Consider the following 25,046-nt stretch of genomic DNA (forward strand, 5'->3'; position numbering starts at 1 on the left):
ACCCGTTCGCCCACATCCCGCGCGCCCAGGCCACCGTCGGCGCCCTGCGCGGGGCGGCCGAGGGACACGACGTGTCGGTCAAGTCCCGCAGCCGCCAGGTCATCGCCCCCGCGGACAAGCTCGCCACCTACCGCAAGAAGGCCCAGGCGGCACTGGCAGCCGCCGAGCAGTGAGCCGGGGCGAACAACCGGGAGGCCGGGCTGGTCCCCCCTGCTGGTGTCCTCGGTTCGGCATCCAGCGACCTCGCGCTCGGCTGGATGCCGGCACAACCGGGCCGGCGGCACCGTCCTGTCCCTGCTGACTGCACCGCGCAGCCGCGCCGTCACACCAGCAGTCGCCCGGCCTGTTACCCCATCACGGTGGCAGGCCGTCCGACCGAGGCCAACGGCACGACGGCGCAAGCCGCGAAGCCGATGTCGTCGCAGCCGACCAGCACGGTGTCGTCAGGCACCCGCAGACCGGCCTCGTACGGCTCACCTGTCGCGGTGGCCTCCTTCCGGTACTCCTCTGGCAGGCGCAGCACCTTGATCCCCAAGGGCCGCCTCACTGGCACGGGTGCCGATGGGGCTGTCAGTGCAGGCATATAGAGTCCCGCCCGAGACTCGCGCGTGTGCTGGAGAAGGAGTCCTGTTGGCGAGAACCACACCACCCCGGCCTGTTGACATCGCGTCGGTGTTCCCGGAGCTGGCTCCGCTGGCACGGCAGGCAGTGCGCCTTCATCCACGCCCTGGTGAGCCGACTGTCCACGAGAGTTCCGTCGGCGGCCCGCTGCTGTGGCCGGCCGACGACGAGTGGCCGGTCTGCACGAAGGAACACCACCACTACGGCGATCTCCCTGTCTCCCTTGACGATGTCCGTCAAAGCCGGGCGCTGCTCGAAGCAGCCTGGTTGCGTCCTCGCGCTCCTCGCGAGAACCTCCTCAGCCCCGACCAGCGGGCGTACCTCGACGAACTCGAAACAGGGCATCCACCACACCCCGGGCCAAATGCGCTGCTCCCCGTCGCCCAGCTCTACCTGCGCGACATACCCGGGCTGGCCGGCCCCGAGGGAACGGACCTGCTGCAGGTGCTGTGGTGCCCCCTGGATCACGACGAGGGGATTCCCGCAGCCCACCTCGTCTGGCGGGACTCCAGGAGCGTCGACAAGCTGCTCGCCGATCCGCCGGAACCGGTCGATGTGGATCACTACGGACACTACGTTCCCGAGCCGTGCGTGCTCCACCCTGAAGTAGTGACCGAGTACCCCGCGCCCCACGAGTTGCCCGAGGAACTCGCGGATCGTCTGGATGAGTGGGGACGCAGGCAGTGGGCCGAGGAAGACCCGGACGAGGAGTTCAGCCCCGGCAGCGCCTACTACCAGTACGAGCACTCCGTCGCGCCGGGGTGGAAAGTCGGTGGCTGGGGCCCGTGGAGCTTCTGCGACCCCTGGCCCATGCACTGCGACGTCTGTAAGGCCACGTACCAGCCGCTGCTCACCGTCAGCTCCGGAGAATGGGACGGCGGGAGCGGCAGCTGGATCCCCCTCGAAGATCGGGAGGAACCTTCGGCGCCCGTCGGGCTGCGCAAACCGTCAGACCCGCCGATGGTGCAGATCGGCCGCGGATACAACATGCAGATCTACATCTGCCCCGCGTCCTTCGAGCACCCCCACCTCGAGAACATGCAGTGAGTCCGGGGTCCCGCACCAGCCCGTCCGCTGGTTTCCGGACGGGATCGGCCGTGCGGACGGACTGGGGATCGATCAGGCCGGCACTCGGTTGCCGGTGTCTTCCGGCCCGGGAGGCGCCGTGCGGCTACAGACCGTATCCCGGCCCGCCCAAGCTGCGTCCCTGCCGTGAGCTGGGTCATAGCCTGAATTCGAGGGGTCCCTCATGTTAGCGTGGATGCATGAGCCAGCAGCACGTCCTGTCCACGCCCCAGGCGTCGGCCAAGCCGTTGCGCCGCGACGCGCAGCGCAACAGGGACGCGATCGTGGCCGCCGCCCGCAAGGCCTTCGCCGAGCAGGGGCTGGACGCGTCCCTGGAGGGTGTTGCCCGTGAGGCGGGCGTCGCGATCGGGACGCTCTACCGGCACTTCCCCCGCAGACTCGACCTGGTCGAAGAGCTTTTCACCGCGAAGTTCACGGAACTGCTGGCCGCGTCCGAAGAAGCTGAGGCCATGGACGACGCCTGGGAAGGGTTCTGCCACTACCTGGAAAAGCTCTGTGAGCTGCAGGCCTGTGACCGTGCCTTCAACGATCTGGTCTCGGCCCGGCTGCCGCTTCATGCGCTCGGCAGGGGAATGTTCGAGCGCGCGGGAGAACGGGCCGCTCAGATCTTCCGCAACGCCCAGGAGGAGGGCGTCCTCCGTGAGGATGTCACCCCGGAGGACCTCGCTTTCGTGATCTGGTCCCAGGCCGGGATCATCCAGGCCACACGTGCCGTCGCCCCCAACGCCTGGCGCCGCCACCTTCACCTGATGCTCGACGCCTTCCGCGCCCAGTGCGCCCACGAGCTGCCGGAGCCGCCGCTGACCCCCCGGCAGGTCGACCAGACCCTCACCACTCTCGAGTGCCCCGAAGAGGAGTGCCGCGAGTGCCACGAGGAGGCATGAGCCGCGGCAGGTGAGGTCGCCCGGCGACAGGACACACAGCGAGCCCGGTGCCGCAGTCGGCACCGGGCTCACTCAGACCCGCAAGGGTGTCGCCGTCCAGCTGAGGCGTTCAGTTTCCCGCCAGCAGCTGGGCCAGCGCGGCGTCCAGATCGAGCCGGCCGGACTCGGCCCCCGACGGCACCGCGGACCACGTCTCGCGCAGGAAGGATTCCACGCCCTGCGCGGGGAACCCGAGCAGGGCCGACCCCGCGGGTGTACGGAGAGCGATGAACACCATGGCGCGTCCCGCGTCGACGGCCGGCCACATGTGCACGTCCCCCTGCCCGGTGCGCTCGCCCAGGGCCTGAGCCAGCATGTCGCGGCTGAAGAACCACTCGACCGTTCGCCCCTGGCCCGGGGGGTGGAAGACGGCGCGGACGGCATAGGGGTCATCCGTCTCGTAGCGCAATGCGGCACGCATCGGCACCGACAGGTCGGGGGACAGGACAAGCTGCGCGGGCAGCTCGTACGCCACGGTTCTGACCGATCTCACTGTCCCTCACTCCTGCGTCCCGCTCGCCCGGCACGGCGATCGCTGCCCGGGTGCTTCGAGGCGCGGGATGTGCTGGCCTCGCCGACACAACCAGAAGCGTCTGAAGGCGAGAGAAGTACACGCGGTTCCTGCGTGCCGGCCCCGTTCGGCCAAGAAGCGATTTCGTCGGGCCGGGCCTGATGCCGGCTCGGCGAGCGGTCGGTTTGACGAACCGCGACGACGTGATCCCCGACGACGTCGTCGCGGTTCGTCAAACCGACCGTGATGGCCTGCGGTCGCATCAGCGCTGCTGCTGATACCAGGCGACCTGGTCCAGGTACCAGCGGTCGAGGCCGACGCCGTACCGCGTTGTCGCCTCTGCCCGGTGGTGTGTGTCCTGGGCGTACGCGTGGCGACCTTGGCGGTCCTCGTTCTGGTACCGGTCACGGGGTGCGTTCCAACCGTCGTCCTGCTCCCCGTGGTGACCGCTCGCGTATCCCTCGTCGCGGTGGCCGTCGTGGTCGCTGCCGGTGGTGAAGGCGGTGACTGAGGGCCGCGTGTGCTCGGCGGGTCCCGAGGCGGTCGCCGCCGATGCCGAGCTGCCGGTTCCGAGAAGGGCTCCGCCTGCCAGTGCCGTAGAAGCAACAGCGATCGAGACGCGCCTGATCCACATGTTCATGGTCATTTCCTTGTGATGTGCTGCGATTCCGCCGGTGTGGCGGCCGCTGTGATGTCCCTGTTGTGCGACCCGGAAATTCCGGATCGTCCGTGTGCCGGTCTGCGAGGGGCATCCGGAGGGGCCCCTCATGTTCGGCGCTGCCCAGCGTACTCGAGGGGGGCCTCATGTTTGCGGTGAAGCCCATCACAGCACGTCGGAAGGGGGAGAGACTCACACGAGCGGTGCGAACACACGCGAGACAGCATCTGGTCTCAGGGACTGCCTCCCGGGAGCACGCCGGAGGCCGATGCGATGGGGGAGGGGTGCTGCTGTCGGCTTGTCGTGGAATTCGGCCGGCTCGGGGCCGGATCCACAACGGCTGGCCGACTGGCTGGCTGAGCGGAGCAGGACTTCGAGCGGGACCGCGTCTCCGGCCCCCATCCCACGTGCCGTGTACGTGCGGATCGGGTCGATGCAGTCGCGTGACTCGATGATCCGGCCGTCCCGGACACGCATGACGAAGACGCAGGGCTCCTTGGCCGTGGAGTCGTCCGGCAGCGTGAACTCGTAGGCGAACTCGGCGACGATCACTTCGCGTGATCCAGGCCGAGGGCCCGGCGGTGCTGTCCGGGCGGTCAGGGGGTTTCGGTGGCGGCGCGCAGCGAGTGGATCAGTTCGGTGACCGGGCTCATGTCCAGCGGACGGCTGCCGGTTTCCTCACCGACGACCGTCAGCTGTGGCGCTGTCGAAGTGGCGGTGGGCCAGGGCGTGCCGTCCGGGCTGCTGGGCACACCGGTGCGGGCGAACTCCGTCCAGGCGTGCATCATCACGTCCGACACCAGGGCGTCCCGTTCGTCGAAGCCGTCGGCGGACGGGTCGACGTGCCCGAAGACGTAGGGGAACTCGGAGCAGTGGCAGGCGAGCAGGCCCGACCTGTGGTTGGCCGGTGAGACGCGGTCGAACCGGTAGGCGTAGGCCGTACGGCCCAGGTCGACGAAGCGCCGGTACGAGGCGAGGGCCGGCTCCGTCCAGAGGGCGGTGGTGTACAGCTCCTCCAGAGCCTCGTAGGGGCTGCCGCCTAGCGTGGCGAGGATGTCGTCGGCGCGGCGGCCGCCGAGGACGGCTGCCATGTTCGCCAGGGTCGCGGGTGTGTAGATCTCCGCCGGGTCCACGGCCCGGGGCGGACCGCCGTAGGGGCCGGTGGGCCTGATGAAGAAGCGCCCTTCGTCGCGGGTGTGGCCGAAGAGGACGGGTACCCGGGGGTTCCACCAGGTCAGGTCCGCACCCACCACCTTGCCGTCCTCGGTGGGGCCCCAGGCCAGATTGGCCGGGGTGTGCACCTGGCCGGGCGGCGGCATGGTGTTGGACGACATGAGCGAGGCCAGGCGTACCTCCTGCACCGGCTTCCCGCGCAGATATTCGAGGTCGCTTCCGCCCATCCGCTCGAAGAACCTGGCACTCGCCGCCAGGCGGCGCCCCTGGCCCGAGCCGGCGCCTGCGGCGAGCGGTTCGAAGCCGGCGCTCTGCAGGATGGCGCGATGGAACAGACCTCGCGCGCTGGGCGTGGCGAGCAGGGTGCGTACCGCCTCCGCGCCGGCGGACTGGCCGAAGACGGTGACGTTGTCCGGATCGCCGCCGAAGGCGGATATGTTGCGGGACACCCACTCCAGCGCCGCCACCCAGTCCTGGACGGCCGCGTTCCCACCGGTGTCGGGGTGGTTCAGGAAGCCGAACGCGCCCAGCCGGTAGTTGAACGACACGTACGTCACACCTCGCTCGGCGAGGGACGTGCCGTGGTACTCCCGCATGGAGCCGGACCAGTTGATGAAGCCGCCGCCGTGGATCCAGACCATGACCGGCTGGCGGGCCTCGGGGTCCAGGGTGGCGGACCAGACATTGAGGTAGAGACAGTCCTCGCTCTGGTCGGCCCCGAGATCCGCGCCGGTGTCCGCGGTCTGGACGGCAGCGGATCCGAACTCCGTCGCGTACCGCACGCCGTCCCACGGGGCGGGCGGCTGCGGCGCGGCCCAGCGAAGTTCTCCCACCGGCGGGGCGGCATACGGCACACCCCGGAACCGGAACACCCCGGACCGCCGGTCGCCCTCAAGGAGGCCTTGTTCCACACGGACTTGGCTCATGATCGCTCTCCTGTTCGCCGGACCGGATCGAATCGAACCGGGTCACGGCGCTTTCGGTGGCCCCCGTCCTGACGTGAGCCACATCACTGGTCACTGGGATACTAGGTGACTTGTTGAATCTGGATGGCCGGTGGCGATGCGGGCGCGCACGGGGCGCAGGTCGCCGATGCGCACGCTGCCGGTCTGTCCGTCGGCGGGGTCCTCGCGGTGTTCCTCCGGCAGGACCACCGGCTCGATGAGCTCGCTCGGAGTGCATTCCAGGATGTCGCAGAGCGCGGCGAGGAACTCCATGTTGAGTCTGCGTGGCAGGCCCGTCACCAGCCGGTGGACCTGCACCTGCGACAGGCGGACGCCGCGCTCGGCCAGCAGCGGCAGCAGATCGGATTCCTGGAGCATGCCGCGGGCCGCCATCAACTGCCGAGCACGCCAGTTGAACGTCATCCTCCGCGTCATTTCACGGGCCGCCTTCCTGGTGCGCGCCGGCCCGGTCGGACGCGCGGGCCGGGGTGGCCGGCCTGCGCGCTGACGAACGGCTCCGGATAGCCGGAATCCATCAGATGCGCGACATAGCTCTGTCGCAGGCACTCGGGCACCAGGTCCTTCGCGAATCCGAGTTCGTCGCGCAGCTCGGCGAACCGCCTGTCCAGGTATGAACCGGTCACCCGGCTGGCCCGCTCGGTCAGCCAGAGTGCCGGGCACGCCTCCCCGCGCATCCGTGGGCGCGCGAGCTCGACCCACTGCCGAAGGCCCTCCACGGCCCAGTCGAACTCGGGCAGCGACAGCACGATGCGCTCACCGGTCGGGCTGCCGCCCGCGGGGCCGGCGTGGCGCACGTGCAGCGATCCGTACCGTCCCCACTGCGGCACACGCGGGTCCGGCCGCAGATCCGCTACGTCGAGACGGACCACCTCGCTCCGGCGCAACCCGTAGGCGTACATGACCTTGAACATCATGGTGTCGCGCAACGCGGCCATCGCACCCTTGCGGCCGCCGTCCACGGTCCGCTGCACGCGCCCGTCGGCATGGTCGAAGAAGGCCTGGAGCTCGTGGCGGGTCATGGGCGGGCGATCGGGCCCGTCCTCGGCCTCGTCGAGGTCGGCCGCGGTGCTCCGCTCGGAGCGGAGCCGCGTCGGCGCGTCCCCGTATCGGTCCGCGCAGAACTGCGTCCGGCCGTACCGCTCGTCGCTGTCGGGCAGCTGCGGCATGCCGCCTCGTCCTCAGAAGCCGGAGTCGATGTGAACGGGCTGGTTCGGGTCGGGGTCGGGGTCGACGTCGTACTCCTCCGAAGCCGCCTCCGGGATCACGACGGGAGGCAGGCCGATCAGGAGGATCTCCACCTCGGAGGCGTCGGAGGCCGCCAGCTCCAGTTGCTCACCCGCGTCGGCCCGGAGCGTGCTCAGGTACCTGAGGTCCTCGCCCTCGCACCCGGCCTCGCCGGACAGCACCGTCAGGATCCGCTGTGCGCCGGAGTCGATCGAGGTCCAGCGGGCGCCGGGGCGCAGCCTGACCATCTCGATCCGGACTCCCCGCTCGGAGAAGGAGCCCATGAACTTGTGGTCGACGCCCTTGCTCCCGTCGACCGGCAGCCAGTTGAACCGCTTGGGGTCCGCGATCACCGGGTGCTGGTAGCGGGGGCGCGGGTACTTGAGCCGCTCACCGAAGACGTGCTGCCAGACCGTGTTGAGCCCCCACTGCCGCCTGCCTTCGGGACTCACGTAGAGCGCGCCCTCGAACTTCCCGCCGGCTTCGACGAGTTCCCGCATGGCCGTGCGCCGCTGGTCGATACTCATGAAGCCGTACCCGGAGGATCCGCCGAACTGAAGTGCCAGGGCCAGCGGCTCACCCGGCTTCAGATCGGTCAGCGGGGATTCCTGCGGACCGTAGGACAGGCCCTCGGGGAAGTAGCCGATCTGCCCCTCCTTGAGCTCCACACCTCGCCCGTATGTGGTGTTCGAGCCGACCAGCGGGATCCGGATCTGCTCGAAGTTGTGGCGGTGACGCGGCATGGACCACTCGCCGACCTGCTTGGCCAGGACGTACATGTAGTTGTCCGGCGATTCCGGTTCGCCCTTGAGCAGGTGCTGGAAGTGCAGCACACCACTGGGGTGGTCCTTGAACCAGTTCTCCTCGTCGATGTGCACGATCTGCACGGTGACCTCCACGGGTGAGTGGTGGATGTGGGGGGCCCACGCGGGATGTCCGGCCCGTTCCGGGACTGGATCCGGTGGGTGCAAGGCGCGCCGTCGTCGACGGTCGTGCGGAACGTGCGGCAATCGCACAACGGCCCCGGGTGATGTCGGAGGAGGATCCGCGAGACCTTCGCGGGATGGTCCTCGATCTCCGGATCTCTGCCTTGGTGACTTCAACACTAGGTCACCTAGAGACTTGCTGGCAAGTTGCGAAGCGGGGCCGGCGCTGAGGCGCTGACTGGTTACCTTGACACTGGGTCTCTAGGTGTTTAATGTCGCGTCCATGAGCATGGACGGCGGGGGGCGGAAGTTCACCCGCGAAAGAATCTCGGACCAGATTTTCGCGGATCTACGCGATCGGATCCTCAGCGGCGCCCTGCCGCACGGCAGCAGGCTGCCGGCCGAGCGGGACCTGGCCGCCGAGTTCGGCGTCAGTGGACAGACGGTGCGCGAGTCGATCCGGGCCCTCACCGCCATGGGGCTCGTGACCTCCAAGCAGGGTCGCGGCACCTTCGTCACGGCACAGGGTGACAGCCTGACCGCGATGTCACTCGCCTCCGTCATCCAACTGGAGAAACTGGGGCCGACGGACGTGCTGGGGGTCCTGGGTGCGTTGCTGTCGCACGCCGCCTCGCTCGCCGTCACGCGTGCCTCGGACGCGGATCTCGCCGAGCTGCGGGAAGCGGCGGAGCGCGTGCCCGGGGCGGACCTCCAGGAGACCGCCGCGAATCTGAAGCACTTTCTGCAGGCCCTGGCCGCGATCAGCCACAATCCGCTGCTGGCGGTGCTGTGTCGATTTCTGATTGATATCCAGGTGGGTCTTGCCCTTGAAATGGGCACCAAGCAGCCCAGCGCATGGAAGAAGGCGACGGCTCCGCTCCAGGAAGACAGGATGGCCGTCGTCTCGGCATTGGAGGCGCGCGATGCGGCGCGGGCGGTCCAGTGCACGCAGACCTGTCACGACCACATGGTCGACCTGATCGGAAAGGCCACACAGTCGAGGTCGTTCCAACTCGCCGACACTGAGTTCGCCCGACTCGTTTCGCAGTTGTCCGCGGCTCAGAAGCAGTTGCTGAGCTGATCTCCCTGGAATCCCGGGATGAGTGACGACGGCAAGACTCGGATCCGGTTCGCGGTGGAGGCGGACGCGGCCGTGATCGCGCGCGTCCACATGGCCTCCCGGTCGGCGACCATGCCCTATCTGCCCCCGCAGAAGCGCAATCACGAGCAGGTGACCCGATGGGTCCGGGACGTCCTGCTCAGGCAATGCCGGACCTGGGTCGCCGTGCGTGACGCGGAGATCACCGGTTATGCCGCCCTCGACGGCGACATGCTCGAACACCTCTATCTGCGCCCCGACGTCCGCCGGCAGGGAATCGGCACGCTGCTCCTCGACGAGGTCAGGCGGCACAGCCCCGACGGGGTGTCCCTGCACGTCTTTCAGCAGAACACCGATGCCCGCGCGTTCTACGAGCGCCACGGTTTCACCGTCCTCGACACCGACGACGGCGATCGCAACATGGAGAACCTGCCCGACATGACCCTTCGCTGGACACCCGGCCACACGCGGTGAACCGTGCTCCCCGGAACCGCGGACCGGGGAGCACTCGGCGGGATCGACGGGCTGAGGTGGGCACCGTGCCCTGAAGGAGGAATCAGGATGCCGCGGCTCACGCCCCGTACAGGCGAGCCTCCCAGCGTGCGTGGGAGCGGCGCCCGGACAGGCGCCACAGGAGGCGGGCGGGCAGGGGCGCCTTGGCGAGAAGCGTTCGCTGCTCCTCGGGAGTTGCTACTGCCATCAACGCGCTGAAGGCGCGCAGCAGATGCTTCTTCTCCAGCTTTGCCAGGCTGATCTCGCCCAGCTCCTCCCATTCGGCGACGCTCAGACATTCGGCGGCCAACGGCAGGATGGTGTTCTCCTCCTCGTCCATGTGCGCGATCAACACCGAGCCCAGTTCGGTGAGTTGTGACCCCACCTGCTCACAGAGGGGCTGCCGGGGATCGGCGGCCAGTTCGTCCAGCGCGTCCGTCACCTGCGTGACCAGCTTTTCCAGCCGGTGGTGCTGCTCCTCCATGCGCGCGATCGCCTCGGCCTGCCCCGCCGTCCGTGCCGCGAGCCGGGGCCAGAGGAATTCGTCCTCGCTGACGTGGTGGGCTTCCAGACCCATGAGCATGAACCGCACCGCATCGACGACCAGCGCGGCCCGCGCGGTGTCACCGGGCCGCAGCCCGCGCACCAGGTCCGGCAGATCCGCGCACGATCGACGGAAACTGCGGTGCACCACCACCATGTCGTGGACATCCGGCTTCGAGCTGACTGCATCAGGCATGGTCGGGTATTCCTTGATCTGGGTATGCGGGTATGCGACGCGCGTGATGGGGAATCGCCGGGCGGTGAAGCCCGGCGATGGCGGCTGTGAATGCCTGGGCCGACAAGCGGTCGGCGGTGTCCAGGTCCAGGTGCTCCCTAGCCCTTGCGCAGGAGTTCGTGGAAGCGGTGTGCCAGGTCCGTCAGCTCTTCCGCGCTTCGCGCGGTCTGCTGCAGGTCGATGAGAACCTCGTCGGCCCCCGCCGCATGGGCGGCGAGCAGGTAGTCGGAAACCTGCAGGACCGTTCCCCGGTGCGGAACGGCGTCGCTCGGCGCGGCCTCGGCCGTCACCACGGGGTTCACCCGGACGACGGTGCGCAGGGCGTCGGGGTCACGCCCGTTGGCCTCGGCGATCTGCCGGATCTGGCTGATGACGTAGGCCAGTTGCGGGACCGGCAGCGCGACTCCCGCCCAGCCGTCTGCGCGTCGGCCGATACGTTCCAGGGTGGCCGGAGTGAAACCGCCAAGGAGCACCGGCGGCCGGGGCCGCTGCACGGGGAGCGTCTCGAGGTGCGCACTCGGGATCGTCCACAGCGCCCCCTCGTACGCGGCCGACGAACCGGACCAGACGTGTTCCAGCACGTCCAGGATCTCTTCCAGCCGTGCCCCGCGCCCCCGCCACGGCACACCGATGGCCTCGTACTCGTCGGACGACCATCCGAGCCCGAACCCGATGTCGAGCCGCCCCTCGCTGAGGATGTCGACGGACGTCAGGGAACGGGCCAGCAGGAGCGGGGAGTAGAAGGGGGCGTTGAGCGTGCTGGTCCCGAGACGCAGCCGTCGGGTGGCGTGGGCCAGGAAGGACAGGGTGGCGATGGGGTCCAGGAAGTTGCGGAACCCCTCCGGTACGGGACCACCGCCGGGATAGGGGTCACGGGGCTGCGCCGGTACCAGGGCCCGGTCGCCCACCCACAGGCTGTCGAAGCCGATCGCTTCGACCGAGGCGGCGAATCCGGAGATCGCGGAGGGGCCGGTGAACAATCCGTACTGGGGAGAGCCCAGACCGATCTTGAGCATGTCTGTCACCTGTTCGAGGGGGTGCTGCGGTTCGTTCTCGCATCACCGTGCCGCACACGGATCGACATCCGGTCGACGGCGCGTGAAAGCGGGGCCGACTCGACGAGCGAGGACGCTCAGCGCTTCGCCGCCTCCTGCCGCAGGCGATCGCTCACCTCGTACACATGCTGTGCCGCGGAGATGTTCACGTCGGCCCGGTCCGAGCTGAGTGCGGTGAACAGGCGGCCCACCTCCTGGCCGAAGTAGGCCGGGCTCTTCGGATCGTCCTCGGAGCCGGCGACGGCCTCTGACTCGGCGAAGAACTCGACGGCCTCCGCCGTCCGCCCCTGGTCCGCCAGTACGACGGACAGCAGCCGGGCCGACAGGAAGAACGTCACCGGGTCGTCGACGGCGCGCTCCCGCCGGACCGCCTCGCGCAGATCGGCTTCCGCCGCTGTCAGATCCCCGCGGATGAAGGCGAGCCAGGCCCGGATGTGCCGGGTCTGCGCCTGCCACGCCGGGTCGTCGGCCAGTTCGGCCGCCGCGACCGCCTGGTCCGTGACGCGTTCCAGCTCCCGCTGATGCGCGGGCCCGGCGAACAGCCCGCTCGCCGCGACGACCGAGAGCGCGGCGACGACGATCCTCGCGGCGTCCGGGATGTCGCGCAGCACCCGGGAGAACACCGAGACCAGCAGTGTGTGCTCGGCCAGCAGCCAGCTGCGCGCCTCCGCGGCGTCGGTGAACCGCAGCCCGGTCAGCGGCACGGAGAAGAGGTGGGTGCTGAGCGAGCCGGCCCGCTCGGTCGCGCTCATGGCCTGGAGCAGGGTGGCATGGAGGAACATCGTCAGCCGCACCCGCGCCGCCTCGCGGTCCGCGACGGGTTCCTCGCGGTCCGCACGACGGGCGGCGAACGCCCGTACCAGATCGTGGAAGCGGTAGCGGTCGGCCGAGTGCGGTTCGAGGAGACCGGCCTCCACCAGGTGCTCGAGTTGCTCCTCGGTCTCCTGCTCGGGCCGGTCGAGCAGTACCGCCGCGACCGCGACCGGGAAATCGGCGGCGTCGAGCAGCGCGCACAGGCGCATCGCCCGGGCCTGAACGGGGGCGAGGGCCCGGTAGCCGACCTGGAAGGTGGCCTCCACCGACATGCCTCCGGCCCGCAACTCGTCGAGCTGGTGCTCCTCGGCGCGCAGGCGCAGCAACTGCGCTCCGAGCCCGCGTCCGGGACGAGCCGCCGCACGGGCACCGATGATGCGCAGCGCCAACGGCAGCTGCCCGCACGCGTGCACCAGTTCGAGCGCGAGTTCCGGGGCGGCGGCGATCTCGGCGTCGCCGGTGAACCGGCCCAGCATGGCCACCGCCTCCTGCTGATCGGGCACCGGTACCTCGAAACGCGTCGCACCCGGCGGTACGAGCGACCGGTGCCGGGTCGTGATCAGCGCGGCGTTGCCGGGTGTGCCCGGGAGCAGCGGCGTCACCTGGGCGGTGTCGGACGCGTTGTCCAGGAGCACCAGAATCCGGCGGTCGGCGGTCAGGGTGCGGTAGGCGCCGGTGCGGGCGGTGGGCGTCGCGGGGATGTCGGCGGCGGGCATGCCGAGCGCGAGGAGGAAGTCGACCAGTACGTCCGCGGGATCGGCGGGTTGGCCGCCGTCACCCCGCAGGTCCACATAGAGCTGCCCGTCCGGATAGTCACCGCGGATGCCATGGGCGACGCGCAACGCGAGCGCTGTCTTCCCCACGCCGCCGATGCCGCTGAGTACCGCGAGCGCGACCGATTCCCCGCTGGGCCGCAGCGCGAGCCGGAGCCGCTCCTGCAACCGCTCCCGCCCGACGAAGTCGCCCGGCGCCGGAGGCAGCTGCTGCGGGCGGACGCCGGCCGGGACCGGCTCGACGTGCGCAGACGCGGACCGGTCGGCCGCTTCGGCAGCGCCTGATTCGGTGTCCTGTCCCCGGCCTCCCGACCGTGTCGCGGTGTCGCCGGAAGCACCGGCGGACGGCACGGCACCGGCGGACGGCATGGCACTGGTCGAGGTCGTGCCACGGATCGAGGTCGTGGCACGGATCGAGGTCGCGGCATGGGGCGAGGTCGCGGCACGGGGCAGGGCTGTGGCACCGGTCGAGACCCTGCCACCGGTCGACGGCGCGGCATCGGCACGGCTTCCCCCGGCATACGACTCGACAGGGGCGGGCTCGGCGCCGCTGAGGATGCGGCCCTGCAACTCGCGCAGCTCGGGCCCCGGATCCATGCCCAGTTCGGCCACCATGGTCTCGCGGGCCGCGGCGTAGACCGCCAGGGCCTCCGCCGTCCGCCCGGCCTGGTACAGCGCACGCATGCGCAGCGCGTACAGGTCCTCGCGCAGCGGATGGTCGGCGATCAGTGAGACCAGTTCGGTCGCCACGCGGGCGTGCTCACCCAGCTCATCGGCGCACTCCAACTGTGCCACCCGGGCGTTCAGCCGCAGATCGACGAAGCGCCGGCGGTGCCGCTGGGCGTAGGGGCCGGGCACGCCGGACAGCGGTTCCCCCGACCACAGCGCCAGTGCGGTGTCGAACGCACGCAGGGCGGGGCCGGTCCGCCGCGCGGCCCGCAGTTCCTCGCCCTCACGGACGAGTCCCTCGAAACGCAGGGCGTCCACGGCCTGCTCCGGGATGCCGAGCTGGTATCCGCCCTGCGTGGTTTCCAGCCGGGAGCGTTCCTCACCCAACGAGAGGCGGATGCGGTAGACGTACGTCTGCACGGAGCGCACCGCGTTGCCAGGGGGCTCCTCCCACAGCGCGTCGACGAGGTGGTGGAGGCCGCACTGGCGTCCTTCTCCGAGCAGGAGACGGACCAGGACCGCACGCTGGAGCGGACTGCCCAGATCCAGCTCACGCCCGCCATGGCGGCCACTCAGTGGTCCCAGCAGCCCGAACTCGTACCCTTCACCCGCCGTCGCCACTTGGCAGAGTCTAGCGGCCCGAACGGGCTCGTCAGACGGCTGCCGGGCCGCGCGCCGGAGCCCGGAATCCGGTCCACCGGCCGGCGGTCGTCGGACGGCGGGCCGTCAGCCGAGGGACCGGTAGAACGCCAGGTGGTGCCGCGCGGCGGAGGTCCAGGTGTGGCGAGCGGCCAGTGCTCGCCCCGCCGCCCGGTGTACGGGGGCGTCCTGCGTGAGGGCGGCATCGAGTTCGGCGGCCAGGTCCCGAGGGGTGGCGGCGAACCGGGCGGCGCCGACGAACACCTCGCGCAGCACGGGGAGTTCGCGTACGACCAGAGGCACGCCGGCCGCGAGGGCCTCCATGGCGGCGAGGCCGAAGCCCTCTTTGACGGAGGGGAAGGCGAAGGCCCCGGCCGCGGCAACCAGGGACGGCAGTTCGGCGTCACGCACCTGTCCCAACACCAGCGGCTGCACGTCGAGTTCCGCTGCCCGTGCCTCCCAGCGGGCCCGGTAGTCGCGGTAGTCGAAGAGGGTCTCGCCGCCCGCGATCACCAGGCGTACACCGGGGTGCGCGATGCGCAGCAGTGCGTGGGCCTCCAGCAGGTCGAGGGAGCCCTTGCGGGGCTCGATACCGCCGATCGTGAGGACGTACCGGCCAAGCAGGGAGCGCCAGTTCGCACGGTCCGCCGGATCCGTGGCGGCGAAGCGGTCGTACGCCACGCCGTTGGGGATGACCTCCGCCGTCAGGCCCCAGCCCACGGCGAGTTCGTCCGCGACCGCCCGGGAGACACAGATGCGGGCCCGTGGAGCGGAATGGACATGTGCATCGTCGGCATGGTCACCGGAGGGTGGCCCAAGCCGGGCCCGGCCTTCACCACCGACGACCTCCACGCATGCACCCGCGCGGGCATCGTCGACGCGATCGATGCCGGAGTCACCACCGTCTTCGACTGGTGCCACGTGATCAGCACGCCGGCGCACGCCGAGGCGGCCATGGACGTCCACCTGAGCCTGCCCCTGCGCGTGGTCTTCGCCTGCGGCGCCTCCATGACTCAGAAACCGGAGGAAGTCGCCGGAATCCACACCGCGGGCTCCTGGGAGCACGCCGCACAACTGCGAGAGCGGCACTGCTCCTGCGCCGACCAGCGCCTCACCTTCGCCCTGGCACTCCAGGGACTCGACTGCGCCATCCTGGAGATCACCCGGGCCGACATCGCGGCCGCCCGCGCCATGGGCGTACCGATGAGCTTTCACGTGGGCGTGCCCATGGGGCTGGGAGCCAAGCGGTCCATCGCGCGGCTCGCCGAGGAGGGGCTGCTCGGCACGGAAACGCACTTCGTGCACTGATGCGACGCCACGACGGAGGAGTTCCGTCTGCCGGCCGACCACGGTGCGCACGCGATCTCGTGTCCCACCGTGGACGCCGGCCTCAACCTCGGCCTGTCCGCGGCGCGCGGCAACGTGGCGACGGTGATGATCGACGGCCGGTTCGTCAAGCGGGGCGGCGCACTCGTCGGCATCGACACGGCGGGCATCCGGGCGGAGCTCACCCGCGCCCGGGACCGCTTGTACGCCGCAGGAGAGTACGCCGACCCGGAGTACGGCGACGCCAAGCGCCCTGGGCCGGACCAGCCCGCTCTCTCTGCGACAATCGCAAGCATGCCTGCGATAATGCGCCCGTGAGCACCACGAATGAGGTCCGTCGGCGCCCAGGCGGCAGAAGCGCACGGGTCCGCTCCGCGGTCTTCACGGCGACGCTGGAGGTCCTGGCGGAAGCCGGGGCAGCCGGACTGACGATCGCCGAGGTCGCGAAGAGGGCAGGCGTTCATGAAACCTCCATCTACCGCCGGTGGAGCACCCGGGAGCGCCTGGCGGTCGAGGCGCTCTCCGAACTGAGCGCGGAACTGCTCCCCACGCCCGACACCGGCACCCTCGAAGGCGACCTCGTCGCGCTGGGGCGTTCGCTGGCCGAGTACGGGCAGTCGCCGCTCGGCCGGGCGCTGATGCGCACCTTCGCCCTGTCGGACGACGAAGAGGCGATCGGAGCCGCGCGGGCCGAGTTCTGGCAGGCCCGCTTCGACGAATGCTCCCTCCTGGTGACTCGCGCCATCACCCGCGGCGAGCTGCCCGAGGGCACCGATGAACGACGTCTCCTGGAGTCCTTCGTCGCCCCCATCCACTTCCGGATCCTGATGACCCGTCAAGCCATCGATCAGCTGTTCCTGGAGCAGTTGGCCGAGACGACGGGGAAGGCGTTCACCGCCTAGCGGTCTCCAGACCGCAGCCTCCTGGACGGTGCCGGTGCCGAACAGCTCGCCGGGGAAGAGCTGTTCGCCTCAGGAGGCGTGGGCGAGCGCCTCGCCAGCCGAGTGCCGCATCCCCGACGTGCTGCCACGGGCGACCATCACGCCGTTGACCCCGACCCGGGTGGACAATGCCGATCCATCGGGCACCTCCGAGGCGGCGACCAGAACCGACGACATCGAACTCGCGAAGTGTGTGGCCCCGTGCGGTCCGAAGCCGCCGCGCATCTCGGCGAGCTGCACGTCGTGCGCCGCGATCGTCGCGCCACTGGGGCCGATGGTGAGGGCGTTGCTCATGTAGTAGACGGGCTGCCGGTACCAGAGCCGAGCAGGCATGAACCCCGGGAAGGTCCTCCCGGCCGGCCGCTCAAGACCGGACGCGCCCTTGTCGGCGGTCGGCAGGTATTTACGCGCCATCGCGCGCGGCATCGACGGCGTGCCGCTCGTAGAGCATGAAGTCGCGGAACGAGGCGGACGCGAACGGCGGGGGAGTGCCGTTCGCGGGCGCCGGGTGCTCCTCGCGCCAGGAAGGAACCGGCGGCGGCGCCGGGGCGTCGGCCGGCCACGACGCCCGGCTTCCGCCGGCCGGCACCTCGAAGGCCACGACCTCCCCGGCACGCCGCCGGCGCGCGGCCTCGATCGTGTCCTCGCCCATGTCCCCACCTCTGTTCCGTCCGGTGGGGGCCTTCGCCTCACGCTGACAAATTAACGCAGGTTCTATTGCTTTAATGAGTAACGCAATCTAACTTGCTTTAGTGCCGACGGGGCCTACCGTGCCGCGTGCTGCCGGCGCCATGGAGATCGGAGAGCTCATGTCCACAGCCGGGAAGAAGCTGCTGGTGACCGCCTGTGCGTTCGCGAACACGACGGAGCGGGCAGCGCGTCGGCGCGGCGTCGGGTACTTCCTTCCGGCGCTCTTCGTGGACCGCTTCTCGAACCTCGGGGGCATCGACAAAGCGGTGTTCGCCGCGCAGCTCGACGCCTGCCGCTCCTTCGAGGATCTGACCTGGGCGAACTACTGGCGCGGCCTGGCCGCCGAACACACCGCACGCGCGGAGACCGCCCTCGGGCGGCTGAACGGACCGCGGATGGCCGACCTGCTCGAAGGTGATCCCGACACCGCCGCACAGCGACTCCGCCCGGTGCTCTCACCGGCCGTCGAAGTATTCGCCGAGCGGCGTCCCGAGAACGCGGCCGACCTCGTCGCGTCCTTCACCGGGCGGCATCCCGAGTACGGCGACGCAGCTGTGGCCATCGACGCGCTCGTCAAAGCGATGACGTACCTCTTCGCGGCCTCGTGGCCGGGCTGGACGCCCCGGCGCCTGGCGGCATACCGCGATTCCCGGCGGATCTTCGACGTGCTGCTGCACGCTCTCGGCCCGGCGATGGGACTGGACGTCGAGCGTCTCGAGATCCGTGTCGACGACGAGACCGTCACCGCCTGCATGGCGCTGCCCAGGAGCGCGGACCCGGTCCCTGCCGTACTCGTCACCAACGGGCTGGAGGGCACGACCCAGGAAGTGGTCATGCCGGTCCTCAGGCTCCGGGACCGCGGCATGGCGATGATCATGATGGAGATGCCGGGCACCTTCGCCTACCGAAAGCCGCTGTCCGTGGACTCGGAGCGGATCTACCGAGCCGTGCTCGACCACATCGTGGCCGACCCCCGGATCGATGCCGGGCGCATCGGCATCATGGGTCTCAGTTTCGGCGCGCACTGGTCAACGCGCATGGCCGCGCGCGATGGGCGCCTCAAAGCCGCGGTGTCCAACGGCGGGCCCTACCACCGAAGCTTCCAGGTATCCGGAGCCTTCGGGATGCCCGAGATCATGCTCTCGACCCTGCGGAACACCACCGGCGCGAAGAGCCTCCTCGGACTCGGCCGCAAGCTCCGCGCGTTCTCGATCCGCGACCTCTACTCCGAGATCGCGATTCCCCTCCTGGTCATCAACGGCGACACCGACACCCTCATCAGCACCCGGGACTCGGTCGACCTCGCCGAGGCGGCGCCGCTCGGCGAGCTGAAGCTGTACCCCCATGACGATCACTGCGCGATGGGCCACTACAGCGAGTGGATGGACTACTCCCTGGGCTGGCTGGCGCACAAGCTCCATGCCCACTCGGCAAAGCACACCCGGGCCTGAGGAATTGTCACTGCCGCGAGCCTGGCCGGCCGCACCACCGACCCGGGACGGTGGCTCAGCCGACGGCCGCCAGGCGCGGGGTCCGGCCGTGCAGCGCCGCCGAGAAGCTGATCTGGTCGCCCTTGCTGTTGTAGTCCCGGCTCTTGGCGAGGTCGGGGACGGCCGGCTCCCCGAGCGCGAACACGGTCTCCCGTAGTCGCCGTAGCACCCGGTCGGCCAGGTCCGGGGCCTGGAGTTCGGCGGTCTTCGCGACCAGCGAGGCCGGCCGGGAACTCGCCGCGACCCGGCTCGGACAGGCCATGCGGGGGGCCTTGGCGTGGCGGCCGATGTCCTCGACGTAGCGGGCGTACCAGGCGGTCTCGGCCGGCCAGTGCGGTGCGCAGCGCGCGGAAGACGGGCTCCGATCCCCACGCCCAGGGGCACAACGGGTCGGTGTACTCCACGACTTCGACGTCCAAGTCGTCCTCGGCCGCCGGCTCGCCCGGTCCGCGCGTCACGCGGCGCCCTTGGCGTGTGCCCGCCCGGCGGGCTCCGACAGCAGCAGCCCGGCGATGGTGACCCCGGCCAGCACGGCCGTGGCCTCCTCCTCGATCCGGCGCCACACGTCCGGCAGGCCGACGGCGGGCCCCGGGTAGTCCAGCCCGGCCAGCGGCTCGCCGCGCAGGGTGATGACCTCGCCGTCGACGGCCCGTGCGACATCCAGCAGGGTGATCTCGGCGGCGGGCCGGCCCAGCCAGTACCCGCCCTCGCAGCCGCGCTGGCTGCGGACCAGACCGGCCCGGCGCAACTCGCCCACCACGGACTTGAGGAACCGGAACGGGATGTCCTGCGAGGAGGCGACCGCCTCACAGGTCAACGGGCGGTCAGGCTGTCGGGCGAGCTCCAGCAGAGCGCGTGCGGCGTAGTCCGCCTTCGCGGAGATGTACATGCGCCCATCATGCCGGACCGGCGGTGTCCGACGGAGGGTCTCCTCGCGCCAGGTCCGTTCATTGCGGGAACATTGCCGCAGGTGAACCGCAAAGGACACCTCTTGACATCCTTTCTGGGGCGGTCCTAGCGTCCCCGCCATGAGCGAGGCGCTGACGACCCCCGGTGAAGGCTTCCACCCCCATCTCCACGACACCCAGGACCACGCGGCGACGCCCCTGCGCAGCCGGCTGCACCACATCCGCGCCGACGCGCTGGACGGCGACACCGCACAGTCCGGCGGCATGCGGCGGTTCGCGGCCGTCAGCGGACGGACCGTCGGCTCCGAGAAGCTCTGGATGGGCCAGACCCATGTCGCCCCCGCGACCGCCAGCTCCGACCACCACCACGGCGAGTCCGAGACCGCGATCTACGTGGTGAGCGGGCACCCCGAGTTCGTCTTCCTGGACGACACGGGCGAGCAGCCGGAGGAGGTACGGCTGCGCACCTCGCCCGGCGACTACATCTTCGTACCCCCGTTCGTGCCGCACCGCGAGGAGAACCCGGACCCCGCCGAGGAGGCCGTGGTCGTCATCGCCCGCAGCACCCAGGAGGCCGTCGTGGTCAACCTGCCCGGCTTGTACGCTCTTCCGGCCGACGGGGCGTGACACCCGGGGCCTGCCCCGCTGCGGCCCCGGCACCGTCGTTTCGCCAGCCCAGCTCGGGTGCGACGAGGTGCCGTACGTCGTACAGGATCTGCTCGTACTCCTCCCGGTGGAACTCGTACGGCAACTCCAGGCGCAGTTCCGACACCCCGGCGAGCACCGGGTCGGCGGTCAGCCGCTCCAGGATCTGCTCGGCGGTCCCCACCACGTCCGGGGCGAACAGGATGTGCTTCGGACCCTGAGGCGCGAGGGTGCGCTCGTGGCGGCTCGCCGCATAGGCGCGGTAGCGGGCGCGGGTGGCCGCGTCGGCGCTGTCGAGGGGCACGATCACCCGGCCGAGGGCCACGCGTGCCGTACGGTCCTCCGGAAGTGCGCGGCGGTATTCGGACAGGAGGCCGAGCTGGGCCGTGGTGAAGTCGTCGGTGCCCTCGCCGGTGACGATGTTCCCGGACAGCAGGCCGAGGCCCTGCCCGGCGGCCCAGCGGACCGAGCGCAGACTTCCGCCGCCGTACCAGATACGGCGTGCAAGGCCGGGGTTGTGCGGTTGCAGACGGGGGCGCTGGACGTTGCCCGGCGAGTGGATGAGCGTGTCCGGGCCGCCGAGGTAGTCGCCGCGCAGGTTCTCCACCACCCGGGCGATCCTGCCGTACGACAGGTCGAAGCCGCGCCAGTCGCCGTCGTACACGAGGTCGCCGAGCAGGTCGGCGTGCGGCATGCCAGTGCTGAAACCGATCTGGAGCCGGCCCCGGGACAGCACGTCGGCCAGCGCCAGGTCCTCGGCGAGCCGGAACGGGCTCTCGTAGCCGATCGGGATGACCGCGGTGCCGAGTTCGATGCGTTCGGTGCGCTGCCCGGCCGCCGCGAGGAACACGGCCGCCGAGCCGACGCCGTGTTCGAGGTGGCGCTGCCGGATCCAGGCACCGTCGTAGCCGAGCCGCTCGCCGTACTCGAACAGCCGGAGGGTCTCCTCCAGGCCCGGGTAGGGGTCGTCGTCCGCGAAGTTGCCGGGCGTGAGGAAGGCCAGAGAGGTGATGGCGGGAGTGCTCATGCTGGTCCTTGACCGGTTGTGGTTGCCGTGGCGGGAGAGGGGACACGCCCGCCCGGGATCGCCGCCAGCAGCTCGCGGGTGTACGCGTGGCGGGGCTCGGAGAACAGGTCCTCGGGCGGGCCCGACTCGACGATCCGTCCGGCCTTCATGACGGCGACCTGGTGCGCGATCTGCCGTACGACGGCCAGGTCGTGGGAGATGAACAGGTACGCCACGCCGGTGTCCGCCTGCAACTCGGCGAGCAGGTCCAGGACTTGGGCCTGCACGGACACGTCGAGCGCGGAGACGGGCTCGTCGCACACCACCAGGTCGGGGGAGAGGGCGAGAGCACGCGCGATGGCCACCCGCTGGCGCTGTCCGCCGGACAGTTCCGCCGGGCGGCGTTCCAGGGTCGCGGCGGGCAGCGCGACCCGGTCGAGGAGTTCGCGGGCGCGGTCCAGCCGGGAAGCGCGGTCGCCGACCTTGAACGCCCGCAGCGGCTCGGTGATCACCTCGCCGATGGAGAGGCGCGGGTCGAGCGAGGCGTACGGGTTCTGGTAGACGAGCTGGGCGCGCCGGCGCAGCTGCCTGACCTCGGCGCCCTTGGCGGTGGTGACGTCGGTGCCGTCGAACAGCACCTGTCCGGAGGTCGCCTCGGCCAGCCGCAGCACCAGGCGGGCGGTGGTGGACTTGCCCGAGCCGGACTCCCCGACGAGGGCGAGGGTCCGGCCGCGCCGCAGGGTGAGGCTGACGTCGTCGACCGCGCGCAGCGTCCGGGCCTCGCCGCCGGCCCGCGGCAGCCTGAACTCCTTTACCAGGTTGCGTACCTCGACCAGGGGACCCGCCGTGTCGGCCGGGGCGGCGGAGACCGGGGTACGGGGGCGGGCCGTGGTCAGGCTCGGGGCGCTGGCCAACAGCCGCCGGGTGTACTCGTGTTGGGGGTCGGCCAGGACGGCACGGGTCTCGCCCGCCTCGACGACCCTGCCCTGGGACATGACCACCAGCCGTTGGGCCCGGTCGGCGGCCACCCCGAGGTCGTGGGTGACGAGCAGGATCGCGGTGCCCGACTCCTCGGTGAGGTGCTGGAGATGGTCGAGGATCACCCGCTGCACGGTGACGTCGAGCGCGCTGGTCGGCTCGTCGGCGATGATCAGCTCGGGCTTCGCGGCGATCGCGACGGCGATCAGGGCCCGCTGCCGCATGCCTCCGGACAGCTCGTGCGGGTACTGCCGGGCCCGGACGGCCGCGTCGGGCAGCCCGGCCCGGTCAAGGACGGCGATCGCTTCGGCGGCCGCTCCACGGCGGGTCGCCAGGCCGTGGATGCGCAGCACCTCGGCGACCTGTTCGCCGATCCGCTTGACCGGGTTGAGCGAGACCGTCGGATCCTGCGGGACCAGCCCGATCCGCGCGCCGCGCACGGTACGCAGCTCCGCCTCGGAGAGGCTCGCCAGATCGTGCCGGCCGAAGCGGACCGTGCCCGCGTCGATGGTGCCGTTCGCCGCCAGCAGCCGGGTGACGGCGTGTGCGGTGGTGCTCTTGCCGGAGCCGGACTCGCCGACCACGGCGGTCACCTGTCCGGGCCATACGTCCAGGTCCACGCCCCGTACCGCCGAGACCGTGCCGCCCCGGGTGCGGTACGACACGGACAGGCCGCGGATCTCCAGGAGTGGTGTGGTCACGTTCTCACCGTTCTCACCGTTCTCGCGTGCGTCACGGTTCTCGCGTGCGTCACCGTTCTCATGCGCGTCGTGGGTCATCGCTGCCGCGCCCATTCGCCGTCCAGTGCCCGCGCGACGCGGTTGGTGGCCAGTACGGTCGCGGCGATCGCCAGCCCGGGCAGCGCGGTCAGCCACCAGGCGTTGGCCAGGTAGTTGCGGCCGTCGGAGATCAAGGTCCCCCACTCCGGGGCGGGCGGCGGCGCGCCGTAGCCGAGGAAGCTCAGCGCCGACACGGACAGGATCGAGGTGCCGAAGTCCAGCGTGGCCAGCACGATCACCGGCCCTGCGGCGTTGGGCAGGACGTGCCGGCCGAGCACCGAGTACCAGCGGGCCCCGCAGGAGCGGGACGCCTCGACGAACACCGCCTGCCGCACCCGCAGCACCTCGGCCCGGGCCACCCGGGCGAAGGAGGCGACGCTGGCGATACCGACCGCGACGGCCACCTTCACCGTCCCGTACCCGAGCGCGGTGACCAGGGCCAGCGACAGGAACAGCGCGGGGATGGAGAGGAGGACGTCGACGAAGCGCATCAGCACGTCGTCCACCCAGCGGCCCACGAACCCGGCGACCACGCCGAGCAGACCGCCGACCACGAACGCGACGAGGACCGCGATCAGCGTGGCCTTGAGGGAGAGCTGGGCGCCGTGGACCACGCGGGAGAAGACGTCGCGGCCCAGTTCGTCCGTGCCGAACCAGTGACTGCCGCTCGGACCGCGGAAGTTCTGGGTCGGCACCCCCTTCAGGGGGTCCTGCGAGGTGAACAGGTCCGGCCAGAAGGCGGCCAGCACCACCAGCACGATGACGACGGCGGACAGCAGCAGACCGGGGCGGCGCAGCAGGAAGCGGAGCACCCGGCGGATCCCGGCGGGCGGGGCGGGATCCGCCGGGGATCCGCTCCCGACCGGCCGGGCGAGGCCGAGGGCCGCCTCGGCCTGGTCGTCGACAAGGCTCTGACTCACGCGAAGCCCGCCTTTCTCTCCGAGGCCACCACGATCCGCGGGTCCAGCAGCGGATAGACGAGGTCGACGAGCAGGTTCGTCACCACGAAGATCAGCGCCCCGAACACCACCACCCCCTGGACCAGCGGGATGTCCTGCACCGTGACCGCCGCCGCGGTCACCCGGCCCAGGCCGTCGCGGGAGAACACCGTCTCCACGACCACCGAACCGGCGATCAGCTGCCCGACCAGCAGACCCACGACCGTCAGCGCCGGCAGCGACGCGTTGCGCAGCGCATGCCGCAGATGCACCCGCCACCGGCCGGCCCCCTTGGCCCGCGCGGTCTCCACATAGGCCTGGTCCAGCGCGGTGAGCAGGCTCTTCGCCAGCACCTGGGCGACCTGCGCGCCGGTCGGCACCGCCAGCGTCAGGGCCGGCAGCACCAGGCCGCGCAGCCCGTCGTTGCCGAACGCGGGGAACCAGTGCAGCTTGAACGAGAACGCCTCGACGAGCAGCAGCCCCACCCAGAACGTCGGGACCGACACCCCCAACGGGGGCAGCGACAACAGCAGTTGCCGCAGCCACCGCCGCGAGGTGTACGTCGCCAGCACCGCGAGCCCGCCGCCGAGGACCACGGCCAGCAGCAGCGCGGCACCGGTCAGCTGGAGGGTCTGCGGCAGTGCGTCGGCCAGCGTGGCGGTGACCGGGCGGCCCGTGGAGACGGCGTCGCCGAAGTCCCCGCGCACCGCCCGGCCCAGGTACTCCGCGTACTGCACCAGCACCGGCTTGTCGAAGCCGTACTCGTGCCGCAGCTCGGCGAGTTGGGCCGGATCGACCTGCCCCGTGTCCAACCCGGCACCCGCCATCGCGGAGACCGGGTCACCGGGCAGGAAATCCAGCACCAGGAACGACACCGTGTACGCCGCCCACAACACGCCGACGGCCTGCGCCAGCCGTTTGATCACATAGCGGCGCATCC

Annotated in this window: 27 protein-coding genes and 2 pseudogenes; 9 read left to right on the forward strand and 20 right to left on the reverse strand. The window is 70.7% G+C overall.

The annotated features are described in order from the left end of the window. Positions 1-349: 349 nt before the first annotated feature. Positions 350-469, reverse strand: a pseudogene (locus KVT45_RS57165) (LacI family transcriptional regulator); the annotation flags it as partial. Positions 470-630: 161 nt separating this feature from the next. Between KVT45_RS57165 and KVT45_RS49290 the strand changes: the two are divergent. Beyond that, the gene (locus KVT45_RS49290) at positions 631-1,668 is read left to right on the forward strand and encodes a hypothetical protein (RefSeq protein ID WP_217559865.1); all 1,038 of its coding nucleotides are present in this window, start codon (positions 631-633) and stop codon (positions 1,666-1,668) included. Positions 1,669-1,886: 218 nt separating this feature from the next. Next, a complete protein-coding gene (locus tag KVT45_RS49295) occupies positions 1,887-2,591 on the forward strand; it encodes a TetR/AcrR family transcriptional regulator (RefSeq protein WP_217559872.1) in 705 nt (234 codons plus the stop codon). Positions 2,592-2,700: 109 nt separating this feature from the next. On the opposite strand, the gene KVT45_RS49300 is transcribed toward KVT45_RS49295, so the two are convergent. From KVT45_RS49300 to KVT45_RS49330, 7 genes are all read right to left on the reverse strand, one after another. Beyond that, positions 2,701-3,123 carry an SsgA family sporulation/cell division regulator gene (locus tag KVT45_RS49300; RefSeq protein WP_308311112.1) on the reverse strand — a complete coding sequence of 141 codons (423 nt, stop codon included), beginning with the start codon at positions 3,121-3,123 and terminating at the stop codon, positions 2,701-2,703. Positions 3,124-3,403: 280 nt separating this feature from the next. Continuing rightward, positions 3,404-3,781 carry a hypothetical protein gene (locus KVT45_RS49305; RefSeq protein ID WP_217559874.1) on the reverse strand — a complete coding sequence of 126 codons (378 nt, stop codon included), beginning with the start codon at positions 3,779-3,781 and terminating at the stop codon, positions 3,404-3,406. A 210-nt stretch (positions 3,782-3,991) separates the two neighbouring features. Further along, positions 3,992-4,351 (reverse strand): hypothetical protein, encoded by a 360-nt coding sequence (locus tag KVT45_RS49310; protein ID WP_217559876.1) that lies wholly within the window; start codon positions 4,349-4,351, stop codon positions 3,992-3,994. Positions 4,352-4,395: 44 nt separating this feature from the next. Next, positions 4,396-5,898 carry a carboxylesterase/lipase family protein gene (locus KVT45_RS49315; RefSeq protein WP_217559884.1) on the reverse strand — a complete coding sequence of 501 codons (1,503 nt, stop codon included), beginning with the start codon at positions 5,896-5,898 and terminating at the stop codon, positions 4,396-4,398. A 90-nt stretch (positions 5,899-5,988) separates the two neighbouring features. Further along, positions 5,989-6,339, reverse strand: coding sequence for a helix-turn-helix transcriptional regulator (locus tag KVT45_RS49320; RefSeq protein WP_254648488.1), 351 nt, complete (start codon positions 6,337-6,339; stop codon positions 5,989-5,991). 8 nt (positions 6,340-6,347) lie between these two features. Further along, entirely contained in the window at positions 6,348-7,103 is a 756-nt protein-coding gene (locus KVT45_RS49325) for a tyrosine-type recombinase/integrase (protein ID WP_217559901.1), read from the reverse strand. A gap of 12 nt (positions 7,104-7,115) precedes the next feature. Continuing rightward, positions 7,116-8,060 (reverse strand): hypothetical protein, encoded by a 945-nt coding sequence (locus tag KVT45_RS49330; RefSeq protein ID WP_217559903.1) that lies wholly within the window; start codon positions 8,058-8,060, stop codon positions 7,116-7,118. 310 nt (positions 8,061-8,370) lie between these two features. Here KVT45_RS49330 and KVT45_RS49335 point away from each other — a divergent pair, with 310 nt between their 5' ends. Both KVT45_RS49335 and KVT45_RS49340 read left to right on the forward strand, forming a co-directional pair. After that, positions 8,371-9,168, forward strand: a complete 798-nt coding sequence (locus tag KVT45_RS49335; protein WP_217559915.1) for a FadR/GntR family transcriptional regulator — start codon at positions 8,371-8,373, stop codon at positions 9,166-9,168. Between the two features lie 18 nt (positions 9,169-9,186). Then, on the forward strand, positions 9,187-9,660 hold the full coding sequence (locus KVT45_RS49340) for a GNAT family N-acetyltransferase (RefSeq protein ID WP_217559925.1): 474 nt from the start codon (positions 9,187-9,189) through the stop codon (positions 9,658-9,660). Between the two features lie 97 nt (positions 9,661-9,757). On the opposite strand, the gene KVT45_RS49345 is transcribed toward KVT45_RS49340, so the two are convergent. The 4 genes from KVT45_RS49345 to KVT45_RS57170 form a co-directional block, all read right to left on the reverse strand. Further along, the gene (locus tag KVT45_RS49345) at positions 9,758-10,417 is read right to left on the reverse strand and encodes a hemerythrin domain-containing protein (RefSeq protein ID WP_217559927.1); all 660 of its coding nucleotides are present in this window, start codon (positions 10,415-10,417) and stop codon (positions 9,758-9,760) included. A gap of 137 nt (positions 10,418-10,554) precedes the next feature. Next, entirely contained in the window at positions 10,555-11,472 is a 918-nt protein-coding gene (locus KVT45_RS49350) for a TIGR03619 family F420-dependent LLM class oxidoreductase (protein ID WP_217559936.1), read from the reverse strand. A 116-nt stretch (positions 11,473-11,588) separates the two neighbouring features. Beyond that, positions 11,589-14,387: a BTAD domain-containing putative transcriptional regulator gene (locus KVT45_RS49355; protein ID WP_217559951.1), complete on the reverse strand. Its 2,799-nt coding sequence runs from the start codon at positions 14,385-14,387 to the stop codon at positions 11,589-11,591. 105 nt (positions 14,388-14,492) lie between these two features. After that, the gene (locus KVT45_RS57170; RefSeq protein ID WP_308311116.1) at positions 14,493-15,257 is read right to left on the reverse strand and encodes an MSMEG_0565 family glycosyltransferase; all 765 of its coding nucleotides are present in this window, start codon (positions 15,255-15,257) and stop codon (positions 14,493-14,495) included. On the opposite strand from KVT45_RS57170, the gene KVT45_RS57175 reads away from it, so the two are divergent. From KVT45_RS57175 to KVT45_RS58280, 3 genes are all read left to right on the forward strand, one after another. Beyond that, positions 15,180-15,713, forward strand: a complete 534-nt coding sequence (locus tag KVT45_RS57175) for a hypothetical protein (RefSeq protein WP_254648489.1) — start codon at positions 15,180-15,182, stop codon at positions 15,711-15,713. The two genes, KVT45_RS57170 and KVT45_RS57175, sit on opposite strands and share 78 nt — an antisense overlap. 69 nt (positions 15,714-15,782) lie before the next feature. Then, on the forward strand, positions 15,783-16,049 hold the full coding sequence (locus tag KVT45_RS58275) for a hypothetical protein (RefSeq protein WP_308311113.1): 267 nt from the start codon (positions 15,783-15,785) through the stop codon (positions 16,047-16,049). After that, complete coding sequence (locus KVT45_RS58280) at positions 16,046-16,633, forward strand: TetR/AcrR family transcriptional regulator (protein WP_308311114.1); 588 nt, start codon at positions 16,046-16,048, stop codon at positions 16,631-16,633. Before KVT45_RS58275 ends, KVT45_RS58280 begins: the two co-directional genes overlap by 4 nt. 69 nt (positions 16,634-16,702) lie before the next feature. Here the strand turns inward: KVT45_RS58280 and KVT45_RS49370 are convergent, their stop codons facing one another. Both KVT45_RS49370 and KVT45_RS49375 read right to left on the reverse strand, forming a co-directional pair. Next, complete coding sequence (locus KVT45_RS49370; protein WP_217559965.1) at positions 16,703-17,086, reverse strand: fumarylacetoacetate hydrolase family protein; 384 nt, start codon at positions 17,084-17,086, stop codon at positions 16,703-16,705. Then, complete coding sequence (locus tag KVT45_RS49375; RefSeq protein ID WP_217559967.1) at positions 17,076-17,324, reverse strand: hypothetical protein; 249 nt, start codon at positions 17,322-17,324, stop codon at positions 17,076-17,078. The genes KVT45_RS49370 and KVT45_RS49375 overlap by 11 nt, the downstream gene beginning before the upstream one ends. A gap of 157 nt (positions 17,325-17,481) precedes the next feature. Here KVT45_RS49375 and KVT45_RS49380 point away from each other — a divergent pair, with 157 nt between their 5' ends. Continuing rightward, positions 17,482-18,813: a S9 family peptidase gene (locus tag KVT45_RS49380; protein WP_217559975.1), complete on the forward strand. Its 1,332-nt coding sequence runs from the start codon at positions 17,482-17,484 to the stop codon at positions 18,811-18,813. A 160-nt stretch (positions 18,814-18,973) separates the two neighbouring features. Here the strand turns inward: KVT45_RS49380 and KVT45_RS49385 are convergent. Further along, a pseudogene (locus KVT45_RS49385) lies at positions 18,974-19,271 on the reverse strand (hypothetical protein); the annotation flags it as partial. 35 nt (positions 19,272-19,306) lie between these two features. Continuing rightward, a complete protein-coding gene (locus KVT45_RS49390) occupies positions 19,307-19,741 on the reverse strand; it encodes an Rrf2 family transcriptional regulator (RefSeq protein WP_217559988.1) in 435 nt (144 codons plus the stop codon). 139 nt (positions 19,742-19,880) lie between these two features. On the opposite strand from KVT45_RS49390, the gene KVT45_RS49395 reads away from it, so the two are divergent. Beyond that, positions 19,881-20,387 (forward strand): cupin domain-containing protein, encoded by a 507-nt coding sequence (locus KVT45_RS49395; RefSeq protein ID WP_217559997.1) that lies wholly within the window; start codon positions 19,881-19,883, stop codon positions 20,385-20,387. On the opposite strand, the gene KVT45_RS49400 is transcribed toward KVT45_RS49395, so the two are convergent. Genes KVT45_RS49400 through KVT45_RS49415 form a run of 4 tightly spaced genes read right to left on the reverse strand, consistent with a single transcriptional unit; the run spans position 20,344 to position 25,044 of the window. Continuing rightward, complete coding sequence (locus tag KVT45_RS49400; protein WP_217560005.1) at positions 20,344-21,432, reverse strand: LLM class flavin-dependent oxidoreductase; 1,089 nt, start codon at positions 21,430-21,432, stop codon at positions 20,344-20,346. The genes KVT45_RS49395 and KVT45_RS49400 overlap by 44 nt on opposite strands. After that, on the reverse strand, positions 21,429-23,168 hold the full coding sequence (locus tag KVT45_RS49405) for an ABC transporter ATP-binding protein (protein ID WP_254648490.1): 1,740 nt from the start codon (positions 23,166-23,168) through the stop codon (positions 21,429-21,431). Before KVT45_RS49405 ends, KVT45_RS49400 begins: the two co-directional genes overlap by 4 nt. Continuing rightward, a complete protein-coding gene (locus KVT45_RS49410; protein WP_217560017.1) occupies positions 23,165-24,088 on the reverse strand; it encodes an ABC transporter permease in 924 nt (307 codons plus the stop codon). Before KVT45_RS49410 ends, KVT45_RS49405 begins: the two co-directional genes overlap by 4 nt. Then, entirely contained in the window at positions 24,085-25,044 is a 960-nt protein-coding gene (locus tag KVT45_RS49415; protein ID WP_217560030.1) for an ABC transporter permease, read from the reverse strand. The genes KVT45_RS49410 and KVT45_RS49415 overlap by 4 nt, the downstream gene beginning before the upstream one ends. Positions 25,045-25,046 lie beyond the last annotated feature (2 nt).

Origin of the sequence: Streptomyces sp. GbtcB6 (assembly GCF_019091475.1) — a bacterium.
Classification (GTDB): Bacteria; Actinomycetota; Actinomycetes; order Streptomycetales; family Streptomycetaceae; genus Streptomyces; species Streptomyces hyaluromycini.

What these genes read in the sequence shown, in the direction of transcription:
- KVT45_RS49375 (WP_217559967.1), bottom strand. Translation starts at nt 17,324, where the DNA reads ATGGGCGAGGACACGATCGAGGCCGCGCGCCGGCGGCGTGCCGGGGAG.
- KVT45_RS49295 (WP_217559872.1), top strand. Translation starts at nt 1,887, where the DNA reads ATGAGCCAGCAGCACGTCCTGTCCACGCCCCAGGCGTCGGCCAAGCCG.
- KVT45_RS49320 (WP_254648488.1), bottom strand. Translation starts at nt 6,339, where the DNA reads ATGACGTTCAACTGGCGTGCTCGGCAGTTGATGGCGGCCCGCGGCATG.
- KVT45_RS49350 (WP_217559936.1), bottom strand. Translation starts at nt 11,472, where the DNA reads ATGCTCAAGATCGGTCTGGGCTCTCCCCAGTACGGATTGTTCACCGGC.
- KVT45_RS49405 (WP_254648490.1), bottom strand. Translation starts at nt 23,168, where the DNA reads ATGACCCACGACGCGCATGAGAACGGTGACGCACGCGAGAACCGTGAC.
- KVT45_RS49305 (WP_217559874.1), bottom strand. Translation starts at nt 3,781, where the DNA reads ATGAACATGTGGATCAGGCGCGTCTCGATCGCTGTTGCTTCTACGGCA.
- KVT45_RS49370 (WP_217559965.1), bottom strand. Translation starts at nt 17,086, where the DNA reads ATGGCGCGTAAATACCTGCCGACCGCCGACAAGGGCGCGTCCGGTCTT.
- KVT45_RS49325 (WP_217559901.1), bottom strand. Translation starts at nt 7,103, where the DNA reads ATGCCGCAGCTGCCCGACAGCGACGAGCGGTACGGCCGGACGCAGTTC.
- KVT45_RS49380 (WP_217559975.1), top strand. Translation starts at nt 17,482, where the DNA reads ATGTCCACAGCCGGGAAGAAGCTGCTGGTGACCGCCTGTGCGTTCGCG.
- KVT45_RS49400 (WP_217560005.1), bottom strand. Translation starts at nt 21,432, where the DNA reads ATGAGCACTCCCGCCATCACCTCTCTGGCCTTCCTCACGCCCGGCAAC.
- KVT45_RS49335 (WP_217559915.1), top strand. Translation starts at nt 8,371, where the DNA reads ATGAGCATGGACGGCGGGGGGCGGAAGTTCACCCGCGAAAGAATCTCG.
- KVT45_RS49390 (WP_217559988.1), bottom strand. Translation starts at nt 19,741, where the DNA reads ATGTACATCTCCGCGAAGGCGGACTACGCCGCACGCGCTCTGCTGGAG.
- KVT45_RS49415 (WP_217560030.1), bottom strand. Translation starts at nt 25,044, where the DNA reads ATGCGCCGCTATGTGATCAAACGGCTGGCGCAGGCCGTCGGCGTGTTG.
- KVT45_RS57175 (WP_254648489.1), top strand. Translation starts at nt 15,180, where the DNA reads ATGGACATGTGCATCGTCGGCATGGTCACCGGAGGGTGGCCCAAGCCG.
- KVT45_RS49315 (WP_217559884.1), bottom strand. Translation starts at nt 5,898, where the DNA reads ATGAGCCAAGTCCGTGTGGAACAAGGCCTCCTTGAGGGCGACCGGCGG.
- KVT45_RS49340 (WP_217559925.1), top strand. Translation starts at nt 9,187, where the DNA reads ATGAGTGACGACGGCAAGACTCGGATCCGGTTCGCGGTGGAGGCGGAC.
- KVT45_RS49345 (WP_217559927.1), bottom strand. Translation starts at nt 10,417, where the DNA reads ATGCCTGATGCAGTCAGCTCGAAGCCGGATGTCCACGACATGGTGGTG.
- KVT45_RS49395 (WP_217559997.1), top strand. Translation starts at nt 19,881, where the DNA reads ATGAGCGAGGCGCTGACGACCCCCGGTGAAGGCTTCCACCCCCATCTC.